17 protein-coding genes are annotated in these 15,559 nt (G+C 66.4%); 3 read left to right on the forward strand and 14 right to left on the reverse strand.

Annotated elements, in window-relative coordinates; translation table 11 throughout:
* Positions 1-48: 48 nt before the first annotated feature.
* Entirely contained in the window at positions 49-1,122 is a 1,074-nt protein-coding gene (locus tag QX094_RS01500; protein WP_315753175.1) for a tartrate dehydrogenase, read from the reverse strand.
* A 21-nt stretch (positions 1,123-1,143) separates the two neighbouring features.
* Positions 1,144-2,439 carry a D-galactonate transporter gene (locus QX094_RS01505; protein WP_315828171.1) on the reverse strand — a complete coding sequence of 432 codons (1,296 nt, stop codon included), beginning with the start codon at positions 2,437-2,439 and terminating at the stop codon, positions 1,144-1,146.
* 129 nt (positions 2,440-2,568) lie between these two features.
* Between QX094_RS01505 and QX094_RS01510 the strand changes: the two genes are divergently transcribed.
* On the forward strand, positions 2,569-3,486 hold the full coding sequence (locus QX094_RS01510; RefSeq protein WP_316187540.1) for a LysR family transcriptional regulator: 918 nt from the start codon (positions 2,569-2,571) through the stop codon (positions 3,484-3,486).
* 21 nt (positions 3,487-3,507) lie between these two features.
* On the opposite strand, the gene glgX is transcribed toward QX094_RS01510, so the two are convergent.
* The 3 genes from glgX to QX094_RS01525 all read right to left on the reverse strand — a co-directional run bounded on the left by glgX (position 3,508) and on the right by QX094_RS01525 (position 6,985).
* A complete protein-coding gene (gene glgX / locus QX094_RS01515) occupies positions 3,508-5,742 on the reverse strand; it encodes a glycogen debranching protein GlgX (RefSeq protein ID WP_316167136.1) in 2,235 nt (744 codons plus the stop codon).
* Positions 5,743-5,807: 65 nt separating this feature from the next.
* Positions 5,808-6,080, reverse strand: coding sequence for a DUF3606 domain-containing protein (locus QX094_RS01520; RefSeq protein ID WP_315712707.1), 273 nt, complete (start codon positions 6,078-6,080; stop codon positions 5,808-5,810).
* Between the two features lie 653 nt (positions 6,081-6,733).
* Positions 6,734-6,985, reverse strand: coding sequence for a DUF3551 domain-containing protein (locus tag QX094_RS01525; protein ID WP_315712708.1), 252 nt, complete (start codon positions 6,983-6,985; stop codon positions 6,734-6,736).
* 334 nt (positions 6,986-7,319) lie between these two features.
* On the opposite strand from QX094_RS01525, the gene QX094_RS01530 reads away from it, so the two are divergent.
* Entirely contained in the window at positions 7,320-7,802 is a 483-nt protein-coding gene (locus tag QX094_RS01530; RefSeq protein WP_316187541.1) for a hypothetical protein, read from the forward strand.
* A 617-nt stretch (positions 7,803-8,419) separates the two neighbouring features.
* On the opposite strand, the gene QX094_RS01535 is transcribed toward QX094_RS01530, so the two are convergent.
* The 5 genes from QX094_RS01535 to QX094_RS01555 form a co-directional block, all read right to left on the reverse strand.
* Positions 8,420-9,115: a VIT1/CCC1 transporter family protein gene (locus QX094_RS01535; protein WP_315828176.1), complete on the reverse strand. Its 696-nt coding sequence runs from the start codon at positions 9,113-9,115 to the stop codon at positions 8,420-8,422.
* 60 nt (positions 9,116-9,175) lie between these two features.
* On the reverse strand, positions 9,176-9,724 hold the full coding sequence (locus QX094_RS01540) for a cytochrome b (RefSeq protein ID WP_316187542.1): 549 nt from the start codon (positions 9,722-9,724) through the stop codon (positions 9,176-9,178).
* Positions 9,725-9,832: 108 nt separating this feature from the next.
* On the reverse strand, positions 9,833-11,251 hold the full coding sequence (locus QX094_RS01545; protein ID WP_315712714.1) for a sensor histidine kinase: 1,419 nt from the start codon (positions 11,249-11,251) through the stop codon (positions 9,833-9,835).
* On the reverse strand, positions 11,248-11,913 hold the full coding sequence (locus QX094_RS01550; RefSeq protein WP_315753182.1) for a response regulator transcription factor: 666 nt from the start codon (positions 11,911-11,913) through the stop codon (positions 11,248-11,250). The genes QX094_RS01545 and QX094_RS01550 overlap by 4 nt, the downstream gene beginning before the upstream one ends.
* Positions 11,914-12,219, reverse strand: a complete 306-nt coding sequence (locus QX094_RS01555) for a PepSY domain-containing protein (RefSeq protein WP_315712717.1) — start codon at positions 12,217-12,219, stop codon at positions 11,914-11,916. It lies immediately after the preceding gene.
* Between the two features lie 360 nt (positions 12,220-12,579).
* On the opposite strand from QX094_RS01555, the gene QX094_RS01560 reads away from it, so the two are divergent.
* Complete coding sequence (locus QX094_RS01560; RefSeq protein WP_316187543.1) at positions 12,580-12,849, forward strand: hypothetical protein; 270 nt, start codon at positions 12,580-12,582, stop codon at positions 12,847-12,849.
* A 33-nt stretch (positions 12,850-12,882) separates the two neighbouring features.
* Here the strand turns inward: QX094_RS01560 and arsB are convergent, their stop codons facing one another.
* From arsB to QX094_RS01580, 4 genes are all read right to left on the reverse strand, one after another.
* Positions 12,883-13,911 (reverse strand): ACR3 family arsenite efflux transporter, encoded by a 1,029-nt coding sequence (arsB, locus tag QX094_RS01565; RefSeq protein ID WP_316187544.1) that lies wholly within the window; start codon positions 13,909-13,911, stop codon positions 12,883-12,885.
* 4 nt (positions 13,912-13,915) lie between these two features.
* Positions 13,916-14,443 carry an arsenate reductase ArsC gene (locus QX094_RS01570; RefSeq protein ID WP_316187545.1) on the reverse strand — a complete coding sequence of 176 codons (528 nt, stop codon included), beginning with the start codon at positions 14,441-14,443 and terminating at the stop codon, positions 13,916-13,918.
* On the reverse strand, positions 14,436-14,798 hold the full coding sequence (locus QX094_RS01575) for a metalloregulator ArsR/SmtB family transcription factor (protein ID WP_316187546.1): 363 nt from the start codon (positions 14,796-14,798) through the stop codon (positions 14,436-14,438). Before QX094_RS01575 ends, QX094_RS01570 begins: the two co-directional genes overlap by 8 nt.
* A 92-nt stretch (positions 14,799-14,890) precedes the next feature.
* The gene (locus QX094_RS01580) at positions 14,891-15,541 is read right to left on the reverse strand and encodes a Crp/Fnr family transcriptional regulator (protein ID WP_316187547.1); all 651 of its coding nucleotides are present in this window, start codon (positions 15,539-15,541) and stop codon (positions 14,891-14,893) included.
* Positions 15,542-15,559 lie beyond the last annotated feature (18 nt).

The raw sequence follows: 15,559 nt of genomic DNA on the forward strand, positions 1-15,559 counted from the left end.
CAAGCGCGACACGGAACACGCCAGAATTGTGCAAGAGAACAGCACGCCTCAGGCGTTGGAGCCGTGGATCGCGTCGATGACGGCGTCGGTCACCTGCTTGGTCGTCGCCGTGCCGCCAACATCGGGGGTCAGGATGCCGGCTGCACAGACTTTCTCGACCGCAGCCATCAGCCGCGCGGCCGCGTCCGTCTCGCCGAGATGCTCGAGCATTTGCGCGCCGGTCCAGAACGTCGCGACCGGGTTGGCGATGCCCTTGCCGGTGATATCGAACGCCGAACCATGGATCGGCTCGAACATCGACGGGAAGCGCCGCTCCGGATCGATGTTGCCGGTCGGCGCCACGCCGAGGCTGCCGGCCAGCGCGCCGGCGAGATCGGACAGGATGTCGGCATGCAAATTGGTCGCCACGATGGTGTCGAGGCTCTTCGGCTGCAGCGTCATGCGCACGGTCATCGCATCGACCAGCATCTTGTCCCAGGTCACGTCGGGGAATTCCCGCGCCACCTCGGCGGCGATCTCGTCCCACATCACCATGCCATGGCGCTGCGCATTCGACTTGGTGACGACGGTGAGGAACTTGCGCGGGCGCGACTGCGCCAGCTTGAACGCGTAGCGCATGATGCGGGTGACGCCGACGCGGGTGAAGACCGCGACCTCGGTGCCGACCTCCTCCGGCAGGCCGCGATGCGCGCGGCCGCCCATGCCGGCATATTCGCCCTCGGAATTCTCGCGGACGATCACCCAGTCGAGATCGCCGACGCCGACATTGCGCAAGGGCGAGGCCACACCGGGCAGGATCTTGGTCGGACGGACGTTGGCGTACTGATCAAATCCCTGGCAGATCGGCAGCCGCAGGCCCCACAGCGTGATGTGGTCGGGCACGTCGGGAGCGCCGACCGCGCCGAAATAGATCGCGTCGAACTTTTTCAGCTCCGCGAGTCCGTCGGCCGGCATCATCACGCCGTGCTTCTTGTAGTAGTCCGAGCCCCAGTCGAAGGTCTTGACGTTGAAGCTGATGTCGCCCGCGCGCTTGGCGAGCGCCTCGAGCACGCGGACGCCTTCGGAGATGACCTCGGGGCCGATGCCGTCGGCGGGAATGGCGGCGATGGAATGGGTGCGCATGAAAGAGCTCCGTTGATGAGGTCAGGACGGCGTGGCTGCTTGGGCCTTCGCACTTTGTGAACGTGACAGCAACAGGGTCAGCACCGCCGATACCACCAGCAGGCCGGCGACAAAATAGAGCCCGCCATTGAAGCTGCCGGTCTGGTCCTTGATCCAGCCGATCATCGCGGGACCGACGAATCCGCCGAGATTGCCGATCGAGTTGATGGTTGCGATGCCCGCCGCGGCGGCCGAGCCGGACAGGAACATGGTCGGCATGCTCCACAGCGGCGGCTTCGAGGAGGAGATGCCGACATTGACGAGCGTGAGCGCAGCGAGGACGGCGGCGACACTGGTCGACAGCCCGGCCAACCAGAGCCCGACGGCTGCGGCCACGCAGGCCAGCACGACGTGCCAGGTGCGCTCGGCGGTACGGTCGGAATGGCGCGCCCACAGGATCATGACGACCACGGCCACGGTCGGTGGCACCGCGTTGAGGAAGCCGACGGTGAAGGACGACAGTCCGAACTGCTTGATGATCTGCGGCGCCCAGACGCCGAGCGTGTAGAGGCCGGCCGAGGTGCCGAAATAGACCAGCGCGAGCGCCAGCACGCGGATGTCGGCCAGCCCGCGCCAGATGCTGTGGCTCGCGGTGGCGGCCTTGCTCGCCAGCTCGGCATTCATCGTGCGCACCAGCCAGTCGCGCTCGTCGTCGGCGAGCCAGCGCGCCTGCTCCGGACGATCGGTCATGTAGGCGAGCACGACGAAGCCGAGCAGCACCGCCGGCAGCGCCTCGATCAGGAACAGCCACTGCCAGCCCTTGAAGCCGAGAATGCCGTCCATCTCCAGCAGCGCGCCGGAAACCGGAGAGCCGAGAACCGTGGAGAGCGGCGCGGCGGCCATGAACAGCGCGGTGACGGCTGCGCGCTGGCGCGCCGGGAACCAGTAGGAGAGATAGAGGATGATGCCGGGGAAGAAGCCTGCTTCCGCAGCACCAAGCAGGAAGCGCAGCACATAGAAGCTCGTCGGTCCTTGCACGAACGCCATCGCGCCGGAGACGAGGCCCCAGGTGATCATGACCCGCGCGATCCAGATGCGCGCGCCGAACTTGTCCAGCGCGAGGTTGGAGGGGACCTCGAACAGGAAATAGCCCCAAAAGAAGATGCCGGCGCCGAACCCATAGGCCGAGGCTGACAGCCCGATGTCCTTGTTCATGGTCAGCGCTGCGAAGCCGACGTTGACGCGGTCGATGAAGGCTACGAAATAGAGCAGCATGATGAAGGGCACGATGCGCAACGTGATCCTGCGCAGCACGCGCGTTTCCAGCTCTCCGGCCATCGTCACCTCCCTGTCCCGTCTTGTCGTTGATCTGACAAGCGTAGGCGTCGAACCGGGCCGGCTTCAATGCTCGCATCATTATACAAAAAAATGATATAATCTGGCCCATCGCCTCTTCAGGACCCCACCATGGAATTGCACCAGCTCCGCTGCTTCGTGGCCGCCGCCGAGGAACTGCATTTCGGCAAGGCGGCGCAGCGGCTGCAGATGCTGCCCTCGGCGCTCGGGCGCCAGATCAAGCTGCTGGAAGAAGACCTCGCGACGCCGCTGTTCGCCCGCACGACGCGCGCGGTATCACTCACCGACCAAGGCACGATCTTGCTGCGCGATGCCCGGGCGATCCTGGCCCGTGTCGAGGCGGTCGAAACCGGCTTCCGCCGCCGTACCCGAAGCACGAAGGCGCAGCGGCTGCGCGTCGGCGCCATCGACAGCGCGGCCGCCGGGCTGCTGCCGCAATTGCTGCACGATTTTCGCGCGCGGCATCCTGACATCGCGGTGCAGCTCACGGAGGAGAAGACGATCCGGCTGCTGCCCAGGATCCTGTCCGGCGCGCTCGACCTCGCCTTTGTCAGGCCGCCCGAGCGCACCGATATCAGGCTCGAATTCCGCGCGCTGCTCAGCGAGAGCGCCGTGGTGGCCCTGCCGCAGCGGCACCGGCTGGCCTCGCGCGCCTCAGTCTCGCTCGCCGACATCGCCGACCAACCGCTGATCGTCCCGGACCGCCGGTCGCGGCCGCACAGCCACGACCTCACCATGAAGCTGTTCGCACAGGCCGGGCTGTCGCCGGCTATCGCGCAGTTCGCCGATGAGAAGCAGACCATCGTGCATCTCGTCGCCGCGCGGCTCGGCATCGCCATCGTGCCGCGCTGGACCTCGCGGCTCGCGGTCTCCGGCGTCCGCTTCGTGCCGCTGCGGATGACACGCGGCAGCACCGCCGGACGGCTTCCGCTCGCGGCCGTCTGGCTGCGCGGCTCGCGCGATCCGGCGCGCGAGGCCATGCTCGGCGTGCTCGACGCGCGGCTTGCGAAATACGCCCGCGGTGCCTGACCGCAAGATCCGCCGAACATCCTACCCCAGCGGCGCCTCCGCGACGTCGAGCAGCGCGCCGAGGCCATGGCGCAGGCCGCGCATCGGCTGCTGCTCCGACGACAGGCCGAAGGCCAGCAGCGATCGCCCGGTCACCGCGTAGACGTGGCCGAACGGGAACGACTGCGGCTGAGCATCCGGCTGGTTGGTGTCGAGCAGCGCCAGCCAATTGTGGCCTTCGGGCACGGACGGAAGCGTGAAGTTCACGACGTCGAAATGCGCGTTGTAGACCAGCAGGAGCGTCGCATCCGAGCCACGCCGCTTGACGCCGGTCTCCTGGGCGCGGCCGTCGAGCAGCATGCCGAAGCAACGCGCGTGATCGTCGGTCCACTGCTCCGTCGTCATCTCCTCGCCCGACGGGTCGAGCCAGGTCACGTCGTTGACGCCGAGGTCCTCATTGTGCGAGCCGATCAGGAAGCGGCTGCGATAGAGGATCGGAAACGCCTTGCGCATGGCGATCAGCTTGCGCGTGAATTCGCGCAACGCCCGCCCCTGCGGCGTGATGCCCATCCAGTCGAGCCAGGTGGTCTCATTGTCCTGCGCATAGGCGTTGTTGGTGCCGTTCTGGGTATGGCCGAACTCGTCGCCGGCGAGCAGCATCGGCGTGCCGTGCGACAGCAGCATCGTGGCCAGCAGATTACGCTTCTGCCGCTCCCGCAACGCGGTGATCTCGGGATCGTCGGTCGGTCCCTCGACGCCGCAATTCCAGGAGTGGTTGTTGCTGTGGCCGTCGCGATTATCCTCGCCATTGGCCTCGTTGTGCTTGTCGTTGTAGGAGACGAGGTCGTTGAGGTTGAAGCCGTCATGCGCGGTGATGAAGTTCACGCTCGCCCAGGGCCGGCGACCGCGCTTGTTGAACAGGTCGCCCGAGCCCGAGATGCGCTTGGCGAAATCGGCGAGCGTGCCGCCGTCGCCCTTCCAGAACGCCCGCGCGGTGTCGCGGAACTTGTCGTTCCACTCCGCCCAGCCCGGCGGAAACTGGCCGACCTGATAGCCGCCGGGACCGATGTCCCAGGGCTCTGCGATCAGCTTGACGCTGGACAGCACCGGGTCCTGACGACAGGCATCCAGGAAGCTGCCGCCCTCGTCGAAGCCATAGGGCTCGCGCGCCAGGATGGTGGCGAGGTCGAAGCGGAAGCCGTCCACCCGCATCTCGGTCGCCCAATAGCGCAAGGAGTCCGCGACGAGCTGCAGCACGCGCTGGTGCGACAGGTTCACGGTATTGCCGGTGCCGGTGTCGTTGATGTAGTAGCGTTTCTGGTCCGGCATCAGCCGGTAGTAGCTGGCATTGTCGATGCCTTTGAACGACAAGGTCGGCCCGAGCTCGTTGCCTTCGGCGGTGTGGTTGTAGACCACGTCGAGGATGACCTCGATGCCGTTGGCGTGGAACTGGTTGACCATGGTCTTGAATTCGGTCGCGAACGGCGTCTTCAGATAGCGCGGCTCCGGCGCAAAGAATCCGATCGAATTGTAGCCCCAGTAGTTGCGCAGGCCCTTTTCGACCAGATAGCTGTCATCGATGAAGGCGTGGATCGGCAATAGCTCGGCCGAGGTGATGCCCAGGGAGCGCAGATAGGCCGGAATGTCCTGGTGCGCGAGACCGGCGAAGGTGCCGCGGTCGGCTTCGGGCACCATTGGATGCAGCTTGGTGAACCCCTTGACGTGCATCTCGTAGAAGATCGTCCGCTCCCACGGAATTTCCGGCTTGCGCGAGCCTCCCCAGGTGAAGGCGGGATCGATGACCCGGCACTTCAGCATCAAGGGCGCACTGTCTCGGTCGTCGAACGACAGATCCTTGTCGGCATGATCGAGCCGATAGCCGAACAGCTCCGGCCCCCAGCGCAGGTTGCCGACGAGCTGCTTGGCATAGGGGTCGATCACGAGCTTGTTGGGATTGAACCTGTGACCGGCGTCCGGCTCGTAGGGTCCGTGCACGCGATAGCCATACACCGTGCCGGGCCGCGCGGCCGGCAGGTAGCCGTGCCAGACCTCGTCGGTGTATTCGGGCAGCTCGATGCGCTCGAGCTCGGTCTCGCCGGTGTCGTCGAACAGACACAGCTCGACCTTGGTCGCATGCGCGGAAAAGATCGCAAAGTTGACGCCGAGCCCGTCCCAGGTCGCGCCGAGAGGAAACGGACGGCCTTCGCTGATCCTGGTCTTGCGCAGATTGAACGCCGCCTGCGTCAAAGCGTCACCGAGGTCGGTGCGTTGGTCCATCCTTTGCCCCCTTCGTCCGACTCCCCAGATCGATTGCCGGGGGTCTCGATGATCAGCATCGATTGCTAGGTTGCCGCTGGCGTCTCGTCCGGCACGATGACTTCCGCCTTGGTCTCGGTCACCGTCACCGAGGCGATCACGGCTCCTTCCGGCGCAGCCTTCGCGGCCCGCTGCTGCGCGACTTCCTTGGTGATGGCTGCGATGGAGTTGCCAATGCGTTCGACCATCTCGGTCAATTCCCCGGGCGACATCTTCAGCCGCTTGGTCACCACGCGGACCTGGGCTTGATCGGTCATGTCGAGCTTGTTGCGGGACGGCTGAATCTTCGGACGGCGCATCGGGAGTCCTCCTGCATGCCAGCTAACCTTGGCTGCGGAATTTGGTTCCCGCGACCGGCTCCCCCCCCCCTGGGCATCGCCATGAAGACGTGCGTCACTGCTCTCGCGGCGCCATGCGCCCGAGTGATGTCATCGGTGTTGCCCCCTGATCGGGCAGAGGGCGCAGGGAATGCCGGGAGCTGGCCGCCCCCATGGCCCGCCTGCAGAAAAAAAGCAGGCGGCAGTCACCACAGGTTCAGCCGAGACATCCCGGCATTCCCCGCGCGATGGTTTTCACGCTTACTTCGCGATCTCCCCGGTGTCCGGCTTGTGAGCCACCGTCGCCCTCGGGATCATCGCCCAAGGACTTGGCGCCAGCGTCGGGGCGCCAGGACCACGCGACTTCGCGTCCGCAAGCTGCCGTTCGTCCACGCGAGCATCCCCGCGCTGCGGCATCCTGCAGCCACCGCATCCCGCGCCCAACGTTCCGTGACGATCGCGAAGCGCCCCTCTCGAGGAGCACGGGATGGCGACAATCAAGCACGTATTCTGAAAAATAGCAATCGATTTATTTTTCTCAGAATGAAGACCGGATCCAATCAGCCCGAGCAAGCATCGGATGGCACGTGCCAGCTCCGTTGAAGCTTGGGGTGTTGTCAGACCGCAACCGGCGCCTATCGGGGAGGCCGACGGCGGCTTGGCTCCGGCGGGCGTTGTGCATAGGGGTTCGGCAAGCACATGGCCGAAAGGCCCGCAGCCCCCGCTCTACACGCCTCCCACGACCGATACTGGCATGAGATTGTGCTGGAACCGCCCCATTCCCATGTCTGGAGGCACACCGGATCATTGCCATCGAACCGTTGAGCTGCGGCTGGAGCGGTTGCAAGCACGATGATCGAAGTCATGAGGAGAAGCGCGCGCATCATCACCCATCATGGCATGAGGCTGACCAATCCGAAAGGGTGTGCCGGCGCGGCCACGTCCAGGCGGGCTTGATCTGCAGGCGCGGCGGGTTTCGGTATCCGCGTTGTCAGGTGACTATCTCTTGCTCCGGTGCATAAGCCCACCGATGGCCCGCAGCTGATCGGGGGGCTCCGCCGACCAGACTTCCTCGACAGCTAGAGGGCGGCTTTTTGACCCCAAGGCGACATCGTTAGCGTTCAGTAACGGCTGCGCGAAAAATGTTCTCCTTTGATTTCCGCTTCCTTGTTCAGAGCAGTGTAGAGTGCCGCGTGGGCAATATCGGCAACGACCAGGAAGATGAGAACAAAGCTCGTAATCGCAGCGCTTCTGATTTTCGGTGTGGTCGTTCTGGGCCAGGCGTACCTTCGTGGCTACCCACCCTTCACGTCACGATTTGTACAGACATGTGATAGAGCAATTAAGGAGCGGCTGATTGTTCCATCCACCTATGAACGGATTAGTGTAGACGAATCTCGGAAGACAATCACGTTCGACGAATTCTTCAAGGACCCGATACGGCCTGCGTCTGAAGCAGCCAGAAAAGCCATGGTCCAAGTCGCGCGAGCGTCGCCGGTTCAGTATGTCGCGCTCATCGATTACCAAGCTCAGGACCCCATCGGCGCCCTCATTCGCGAAAGGGCAACATGCACTTTCAACTCACTTGATGGGAGCGACATGCCTGAACGTACAGGTTGGGTGCAGATCGACGGCGAACATAATATGGCGTGGGCCGCGAAGCAGCCGAACGCGGCCGCGCTCCTATCGCGCCTGGGAAGGTGACTGGGGTTCGGTGGCCCAAGGCCGCCGCATCCTGGCCATGACGATCGGCTGTCTGGCCTAAACGCGCCTGCCCCAAACCGCTCCCTGGGGTTATGGGTCCCGGCGTTCGCCGCGACGACACCGTGCTCGTTGATCCAGCGTGCCACCGCTCTTGACGCTTGCGTCGAGATGGCACGCCCTGCCGTCAGGCCGCGCGCGCCCACCATTGCCACCGCCCGAATGTGGTGGGCCGCGATGCGACGCGGCGCTGTCGCCTATGCTTCCTCGTCCCCGATGGATTGACGATCTACGTGGAATGGTCCTGCACGCACGGATGCAAGTGCGCTTGGCAACTCTCCCCTCGTCGTCATTCCGGGGCGCGCGTCAGCGCGAGCCCGGAAGCCATACTCAGGATGCCCGTAGGGCCCGAGAAGCTCGTCGCCGCCGTCACGCACGCCACAGCAGTTCGTGGTTATGGATTCCGGGCTCATCGCTTCGCGATGCCCCGGAATGACGTGGGGAGATATCTCGGCTCTGGTGGGCAAAGTGACGTGCGGACGCGTTGCGCCGCATGGCAGGCGGAACCACTAAGACCCGTGACGGGCTAGCGAATGTCGCAGCCGCAATCCTGTCCCGCCTCACCCGAACAGATGCGCCAGCCAGAATGCGGCGCCGGCGGCGAGGCCGCCGACGAGGGCGGTCTGCAGCGCCGACTTGATCTTGTTGACGCCGGTGAAGTGGCCCTTGATGGCGCCGAAGATCAGGAGCGCGATGCCGGTGGCGACCACGGAGATCCGGAGCGCGGACGAGATGTCAGGCGCCAGCATGTAAGGGATCAGCGGGATCAGGCCGCCGATCACGTAGGAGCCGCCGATGGTCACGGCGCTGACCGGCGCGCGTTTGGGATCCGGGCGTTCGAGACCGAGCTCGAAGCGCATCATGAAGTCGACCCAACGCTTGCGATCGGACGCGATGGCGTCGACCACGGTGGTCAAGGCCTGGCCTTCGAGACCATAGCCGCGAAAGATCGCCGCGACCTCCTCGACCTCGCGACCGCGCAGCTTCTCGATCTCGTCGTGCTCCCGCTTCTCCTCGGCGGCATAATGCTCGGCGTCGGAGCGGGCGGCGAGATAGCCGCCGAGCCCCATCGCGATCGCGCCGGCGACGACCTCGGCGAGGCCGGCCGTGACGATCACGTCGGTCTTGGCGACCGCCGCCGAAAGACCGGCGGCGAGCGCGAACGGCACCGTGAGACCGTCGGCCATGCCGATGACGACGTCGCGGACGACCTCCGACGCGGTGAAGTGCTTTTCAATATGCGGCGTTGCCGGCATGGCGGCCTCCGATGGCGCGATCGACGGAGGCCCTTTAGCAGGCCCGGATGACAGGAGCGATCACCGCAGTCCCGGCACCATCCGCCGCAGGGTGCGATCGTGCAGCCAGTAATGGTGCAGCAAGGCAGCGCCTGCGTGCAGGCCGATCAGGATCATCAGGCCATTGGCCAGCGCCTCGTGCATCTCCTTCATGTCGTGGGCGAAGCCGCGGTCGCCGACCCAGGGTGAGGCGATCTCGAACAGGCCGAACACCGGCAAGCCGTAGCCGCGGGCGAACTGGGTGACGATGCCGAGGACCGGAATGGCGAACATGATGCCGTAGATCAGCAGATGCGTGATCTCGCCGACATGAACCGTCCACGGGCCGAATTTGGTCGCTGCAGGCGCCGGCGGCGGATCGGCCAGACGCCAGGCCAGGCGCGCGAGCGCGAAGCCCAGCATCGCCAGCCCGAGCGAGACGTGCATGAACAGGCCCGTATCATGAGAGGGACGCGGCAGCATGTCGCCGAGATGGCCTGAAATCCAGGCCGCCGGCACCAGCACGGCGACGATCCAGTGCAGTGCGATCGCGACGGAGCCATACGTCTTGGCGGAGTTTCGAATACGCATGATCAGCTTCCTTCGGCCATTTGGCCCCGCTGCCGGCAAGCCGGAGCGCGGGGTGGTAGGACCGGAGGAGATAGCTGACCGGGGGCGTCGCGCCGCTGACGCGGGATGTCAGCCTGCTGTCAGAATGGACGGCGCCGGGGTGGCCTGGGACGTCGCGGGCTGCGGCCAGCGGAGTGCCGAGACGATGGCCGGCGCGATCGTGATCCTGGCGCCGCCGAGCTGGGAACGGCCGATCTGCAGCCGCCAGCCATAGGCTTCGAGCACGTCCTGCACGATCGCGAGCCCCAGCCCGCTGCCCGGCCCCTGCTCGTCGAGGCGGCCGCCGCGCTCGAGCACGCGGCCGATCTTCGCGTCCGGAATGCCCGGACCGTCATCCTCGACAGTGACGATCAGAGGGGTCGCACTGGCGACGATGCGAACCGTGCTCGCCGCATGACGCGCGGCGTTCTCCAAGAGATTGCCGAGCACCTCGGCGAGATCCGTCCGATCCATGCCGACGCGCAGGCTTGGGGGCACCTGGCCATCGAAGCTGACATGGGCGGCCGCCGGCGTGCGGCCGAGCGTCCCGAGCAGCGCATTCACCAGGGGCGCCAGCTCGGTCGCGGCCTCCGGCCCGCCGCGGGCCTTGCCGCGCAGCCGCGCCAGCGCCAGTTCGCGATCGACCTGCCGGCTCATCGCCTCGGCGACATCCTCGACGTTGCGCGCCAGCTCGAGCTGGCCGAGCTCCCTCAACCGCGCGGCGTCGGCCGCGAGTGCGGCGAGCGGCGTCTTGAAGCCGTGGGCGAGATCGGCGGCACGGCTGCGCGAGCGCATGATCTCGCGGCTCTGCGCATCAAGCAGCGCGTTGACCTCGTCGACCAGCGGCGCCACCTCGGTCGGCACGTCCACGGGAAGATGCTGGCGCCGACCGCTGCGGATCTCGGCGACGCCACGGCGCAGCACGCCGAGCGGACGCAGGCCGAGCGTGACCTGAACCGAGGTGCCGACGGCGAGGATGACGGCCAGCACGGCGAGCGCGATCGACAGATCCTTGGCGAAGGTCCGCACCGCGCTGGTGGCGCCGTCGAGGTCGTAGGCCACGGCCGCGCGCACGCGGATCTGGCTTTCCGGATTCATCAGGATGCCGCGCTCGGCGACCAGCACGTGTTCGCCATCCGGCCCGGCAAGCTCATGCTGATGCACGTCGCTCGGTCCGGGCTCGTCGATCGGCAGCGGCAGGATGGTGTCCCACAGCGAGCGCGAGCGCAGCAACTGGCCATGATCGTCCGAGATCTGCCAGTACAGCCCCGACAGCGGGACCACGAAGCGCGGATCGGCTGGCGGCCGCGCGACCACGATGCGCCCTTCCGCATCGACCTCGAGGCCGTTCAGCAATTGGCGCAGGTGAATGTCGAGATCGGAGGCGAGCGTCCGCGCGACGTGGCGCTTGAACAGCACGACCATGCCGAAGCCGGCGACGCCGAGCGCGACCAGCAGCGCGATGGTGCCCGCCGCCACCAGCCGCAGCCGCAGCGAGCCGAGCCTCATTCCGCCGTCTCCGGGATCATGTAGCCGAAGCCGCGGCGGGTCTCGATGATCTCGGCACCGAGCTTCTTGCGGACGCGCCGGATCAGCACCTCGAGCGCGTTGGAGTCGTGCTCGTGGCCGAGGCCGTAGACGTTCTCCTCCAGCTCGTGCTGCGGCACGACGCGGCCGCTCTGCCGCAGCAGATAGGCGATCAGCCGGTATTCGAGCTGCGACAGCATCACCGGCACGCCGGACAGGCTGACCTTCATCTGGCGCTCGTCGAGCGTCAGGTCGCCGGACGAGAGCACGGGCGCCGCATGGCCGGCGGAGCGCCTCACGATCGCGCGCAGCCGCGCCAACAGCTCTTCATTGCGAAACGGCTTCGGCAGGTAGTCATCGGCGCCGGCATCGATGCCATCGACCCGCTCCGCCCAGCTCGCACGCGCGGTCAGGATCAGCACCGGCACGTGCCGCCCGGCGCCGCGCCAGCGCTTCAGCACCGACAACCCGTCCATGCCGGGAAGGCCGAGATCGAGGATCACGGCGCCATAGTCCTCGGTGTCGCCGAGAAACCAGGCCTGCTCGCCGTTGTCGGACGTTTCGACCAGATAGCCCGCCGCCTGAAGCGTCCGGGCCAGGTCGGACGCCAGCCGCGGATCATCCTCGACCAGCAGCACTCGCATCTATTTTTCCTCGATCCGTTCGATCTCGCCGCTGCGCGCATCGACATAGACCTCGCGCACGCGGCCATCGCGGCCGATCACCCGAAACTCATAGCGCCAGCGGCCCCGCTGGCGGTCGACATCGATTCCCATCACGTCGCCGGCGACCCGGCCGCGCAATCGCGGCAGGATCTCCGATAGCGGCAGGACGTCGCCCGCCTCGACGGCGCGGCGCACGGCGTCACGGCGCTCGCGATCGTCCTCGCGCGCCACCGTCGCCGCGGATGCCGCCGTCGAGATCAGCATCGCAAATACCGTGATGCGCATGAACCGTCCGATTTGAGGCAAATGCATGAATTTCCCGGGGCCTGACGCTCTGATCTTCAAAGCTCGTCGTGATTTGTTGCGCTCTCGCCACTGGGTTCGAATTGCGGGGTTCGACTTGCGGGGGTCGACTTGCGGAGCGTTCGCAAATGCTAAGGAGATGGTGCGGATTTTAGTTTGAACTTCCGATGTCGGAATTGCGCTCAGGCCGATGCGGGGGTGGGAAACTCCAAGGGATCGGCATCCTGCCCGAGACAAGCTGACGTCTCGCTGACTCAACCTGACAGGATGCTGTCACGCTCGTTGCGACATCATCGCGTCCGGACGGAGCGAGCCGGGGGCGCGGTGAGTTCGGAGACGAGAATGCGTAAGACGATGACATTGGCAGCCGTGCTGGCGGGGCTGGGCGGCCTCTTGGCCATGTCACAAGCCAGCCGGAACGCAGCGCCCACGCTGGTGCCGGTGGCCCGTGCCGTTGACGGCGGTCTTGAAGCTGGTCTTGGAGCTGGTCTTGGGGCCTACCCGCATCTTGCGGCGCTGCATGCGCGGGCCGACGGCGAGCCGCTGAGCTACGAGCCGGCCCGCCGGGAGCGCGAAGGCGACGACGACGATCAGGACGAGTCGCGGCGGTGAGGCAAACCGGCCCTGACGAAGCACTGACCGGAGCTAAGCCGGCAGTCCCGCTTCGTACCAGCGACGCGTCGCCCTGACGATGCGCACGACCGAGAGCATCACGGGGACTTCGACGAGAACCCCGACGACGGTCGCAAGCGCAGCCCCCGACTCGAGCCCGAACAGGCTGATCGCAGCGGCAACCGCCAGTTCGAAGAAATTGCTGGCGCCGATCAAGGCGGCCGGAGCCGCGACGCACCAGGCGACGCCGAGCCGGCGGCTCAGCCAATAGGCGATCCCCGCGTTCAGATAGACCTGGATCAGGATCGGCACGGCCAGGATCGCGATGACGACCGGCTGCTTCAGGATCTGCTCGCCCTGGAAGCCGAACAGCAGCACGAGCGTACCGAGCAGCGCCACGAGCGAGACCGGTTGCAGTACCCGCAAGGTGCGCTCCAATGCCCCGTCCGCGCTACGCAGCAACGCCCGGCGCCAGAGTTGCGAGACGATGACCGGCACGACGATATAGAGCAGCACCGACAGCAGCAGGGTGGTCCAGGGCACCGAGATCGAGGCGACGCCGAGCAGCAGGCCCACCAGCGGCGCAAACAGGAACACCATGATGACGTCGTTGAGCGCGACCTGGCTCAGCGTGTAGTGCGGCTCGCCGTCGCACAGATTCGACCAGACGAACACCATCGCCGTGCACGGCGCCGCCGCCAGCAGGATCAGACCGGCCACGTAGGACGACAACTGGCCTGCGGGAAGCATCGGCGCGAACACGTGGCCGATGAAAACGCTGCCGAGCAGAGCCATCGAAAACGGCTTGATCGCCCAGTTCACGACCAGGGTGACGCCGATGCCCCGCCAATGCTGCTTCACGTTGCCGAGCGCGGCGAAATCGATCTTCAGCAGCATCGGAATGATCATCAGCCAGATCAGGGCCGCGACCGGCAGATTGACCCGCGCGACCTCCGCCGACGCGACAGCCGCGAACAGCCCCGGCATCAGATGGCCGAGACCGATGCCGACGATGATGCAGAGCAGGACCCAGACCGTCATATAGCGCTCGAAGATCGTCATCGGATCAGGCCACGTCGGAGCGGAACGACGTTGCGCCCTCGCCCGTCCCGATTTCGCGCAGCCGCGTGCCCAGCGACATCGAATCGATGCGACCGAGCGGCAGATTGATGAAGGCGTCGACCCGGTTCTTCAGATAGCGGAAGGCGGTCGTGAACGCCGCGAGCTTCTCCAGCTCCGTGCCTGCGGCCGCCGCCGGATCCTCGATGCCCCAATGCGCAGTCATCGGCTGCCCCGGCCAGATCGGACACGCCTCGCCGGCGGCGTTGTCGCAGACCGTGAAGACGAAATCCATCGCCGGCGCGCCGGCGGCGGCGAACTCGCGCCAGCTCTTCGAGCGCAGATCGTCGGTCGGATAGTCCATGCGCGCGAGCGTCTCGAGCGCCAACGGATGCACCGCGCCCTTCGGCGTACTGCCGGCGGAAAAAGCGTGGAAGCGGCCCGCGCCGTCCTTGCGCAGGATCGACTCGGCCAGCACCGAGCGTGCCGAATTTCCGGTGCAGAGGAACAGTACATTGTAGATGCGGTCAGACACGGCTCTTCTCCTTGCGCTTCGGCGGACAGCACGGCGTGAGACTTGCGATGACGGGCGCGCAGACCTCCGGCCGGCCGCCGCAGCAGTCCTGCAGCAGGAACAGCGCGACCTTCTGAAACTGCGTGAGATCGGCCCGGTAGACGATCGAGCGGCTGTGCCTGATCGAACTGACGAGGCCGGCGCGCGCCAGCACGGACAGATGCGCCGACAGCGTGTTCTGCGGCACCTCCAGCAGACGTGCGAGCTCGCCGGCCGGCAGACCGTCGGGCTCGTGCTGCACCAGGGTGCGAAAGGCCTGCAGACGCGTCGGCTGCGCCAGCGCCGCCAAGGCCAGAGCGGCTTGCTCGTTTTCCATATATCCAGAACTATCGATATGATGATCCGGCGTCAAGGCTGACGAGTTCGAATGGTCGGTGTCGACGAACGGGAGACGAGGCGCCCGAAGGCTCACCGCAAGCGCAGGCGGGTGCCGTCGACGGTGAGCTCGCCGTCCCGTTCCATGCGTGCCAGCGCACGATAGAGCGCCTCATGGGTGACGCCGAGCTCGGCGGCCCAGTCTTTCTTCGACCGGCCGAGCTCGACCTCGCCGCCCTCCCCCTCGGTCTCGATGAAATGCACGATCCGCTCGCGCGCCGTCTTCAGGCTGAGCCGCTCCGACTGCGCCCGGACCTTGCGCAACTCGCGGGCGAGGTGATCGCACCATCGGTCCCCGATCTCGGGACGACGCAACGCTTCGGCGAAGGCCTTGCGGTCGATCGCGAGCAGCGCTGAGTCCTGTGTCGCGACGGCGTCGCAATGATACGTTGACTGATCGAGGCTGGCCTCGGCGAGAAAGCCCCGGCGGGCCCGCTGCAGGACGATGTCGTCGCCGGCGCGCGAGCGGCGCACCAGCCTCACCTCGCCGGTCAGCACGAAGAACATCGCCCGCGGCCGATCCCCCCGGCAGAACACCGTGCCCTGGCGCGGCACCTGGATGCGCCGGGTCTGCAACCGCGCGGCCGCGGGCAGCGCGGCGAGCAACGGCGACAGCCGCGCAAGAGCGCGCCAGTCGAGCGGCGGGCGCGTGCCCTCGGGCGGGAGATGGAAGCTCCTCGGCATATGATCAGGATCATATGC

Origin of the sequence: Bradyrhizobium sp. SZCCHNS1050, from assembly GCF_032484785.1 — a bacterium.
Taxonomy (GTDB): domain Bacteria; phylum Pseudomonadota; class Alphaproteobacteria; order Rhizobiales; family Xanthobacteraceae; genus Bradyrhizobium.

Excerpts from the sequence above, each read along its gene's own strand:
- QX094_RS01500 (WP_315753175.1), bottom strand. The coding sequence starts at position 1,122 with ATGCGCACCCATTCCATCGCCGCCATTCCCGCCGACGGCATCGGCCCC.
- QX094_RS01505 (WP_315828171.1), bottom strand. The coding sequence starts at position 2,439 with ATGGCCGGAGAGCTGGAAACGCGCGTGCTGCGCAGGATCACGTTGCGC.
- QX094_RS01510 (WP_316187540.1), top strand. The coding sequence starts at position 2,569 with ATGGAATTGCACCAGCTCCGCTGCTTCGTGGCCGCCGCCGAGGAACTG.
- glgX (WP_316167136.1), bottom strand. The coding sequence starts at position 5,742 with ATGGACCAACGCACCGACCTCGGTGACGCTTTGACGCAGGCGGCGTTC.
- QX094_RS01520 (WP_315712707.1), bottom strand. The coding sequence starts at position 6,080 with ATGCGCCGTCCGAAGATTCAGCCGTCCCGCAACAAGCTCGACATGACC.
- QX094_RS01525 (WP_315712708.1), bottom strand. The coding sequence starts at position 6,985 with ATGATGCGCGCGCTTCTCCTCATGACTTCGATCATCGTGCTTGCAACC.
- QX094_RS01530 (WP_316187541.1), top strand. The coding sequence starts at position 7,320 with ATGAGAACAAAGCTCGTAATCGCAGCGCTTCTGATTTTCGGTGTGGTC.
- QX094_RS01535 (WP_315828176.1), bottom strand. The coding sequence starts at position 9,115 with ATGCCGGCAACGCCGCATATTGAAAAGCACTTCACCGCGTCGGAGGTC.
- QX094_RS01540 (WP_316187542.1), bottom strand. The coding sequence starts at position 9,724 with ATGCGTATTCGAAACTCCGCCAAGACGTATGGCTCCGTCGCGATCGCA.
- QX094_RS01545 (WP_315712714.1), bottom strand. The coding sequence starts at position 11,251 with ATGAGGCTCGGCTCGCTGCGGCTGCGGCTGGTGGCGGCGGGCACCATC.
- QX094_RS01550 (WP_315753182.1), bottom strand. The coding sequence starts at position 11,913 with ATGCGAGTGCTGCTGGTCGAGGATGATCCGCGGCTGGCGTCCGACCTG.
- QX094_RS01555 (WP_315712717.1), bottom strand. The coding sequence starts at position 12,219 with ATGCGCATCACGGTATTTGCGATGCTGATCTCGACGGCGGCATCCGCG.
- QX094_RS01560 (WP_316187543.1), top strand. The coding sequence starts at position 12,580 with ATGCGTAAGACGATGACATTGGCAGCCGTGCTGGCGGGGCTGGGCGGC.
- arsB (WP_316187544.1), bottom strand. The coding sequence starts at position 13,911 with ATGACGATCTTCGAGCGCTATATGACGGTCTGGGTCCTGCTCTGCATC.
- QX094_RS01575 (WP_316187546.1), bottom strand. The coding sequence starts at position 14,798 with ATGGAAAACGAGCAAGCCGCTCTGGCCTTGGCGGCGCTGGCGCAGCCG.
- QX094_RS01580 (WP_316187547.1), bottom strand. The coding sequence starts at position 15,541 with ATGCCGAGGAGCTTCCATCTCCCGCCCGAGGGCACGCGCCCGCCGCTC.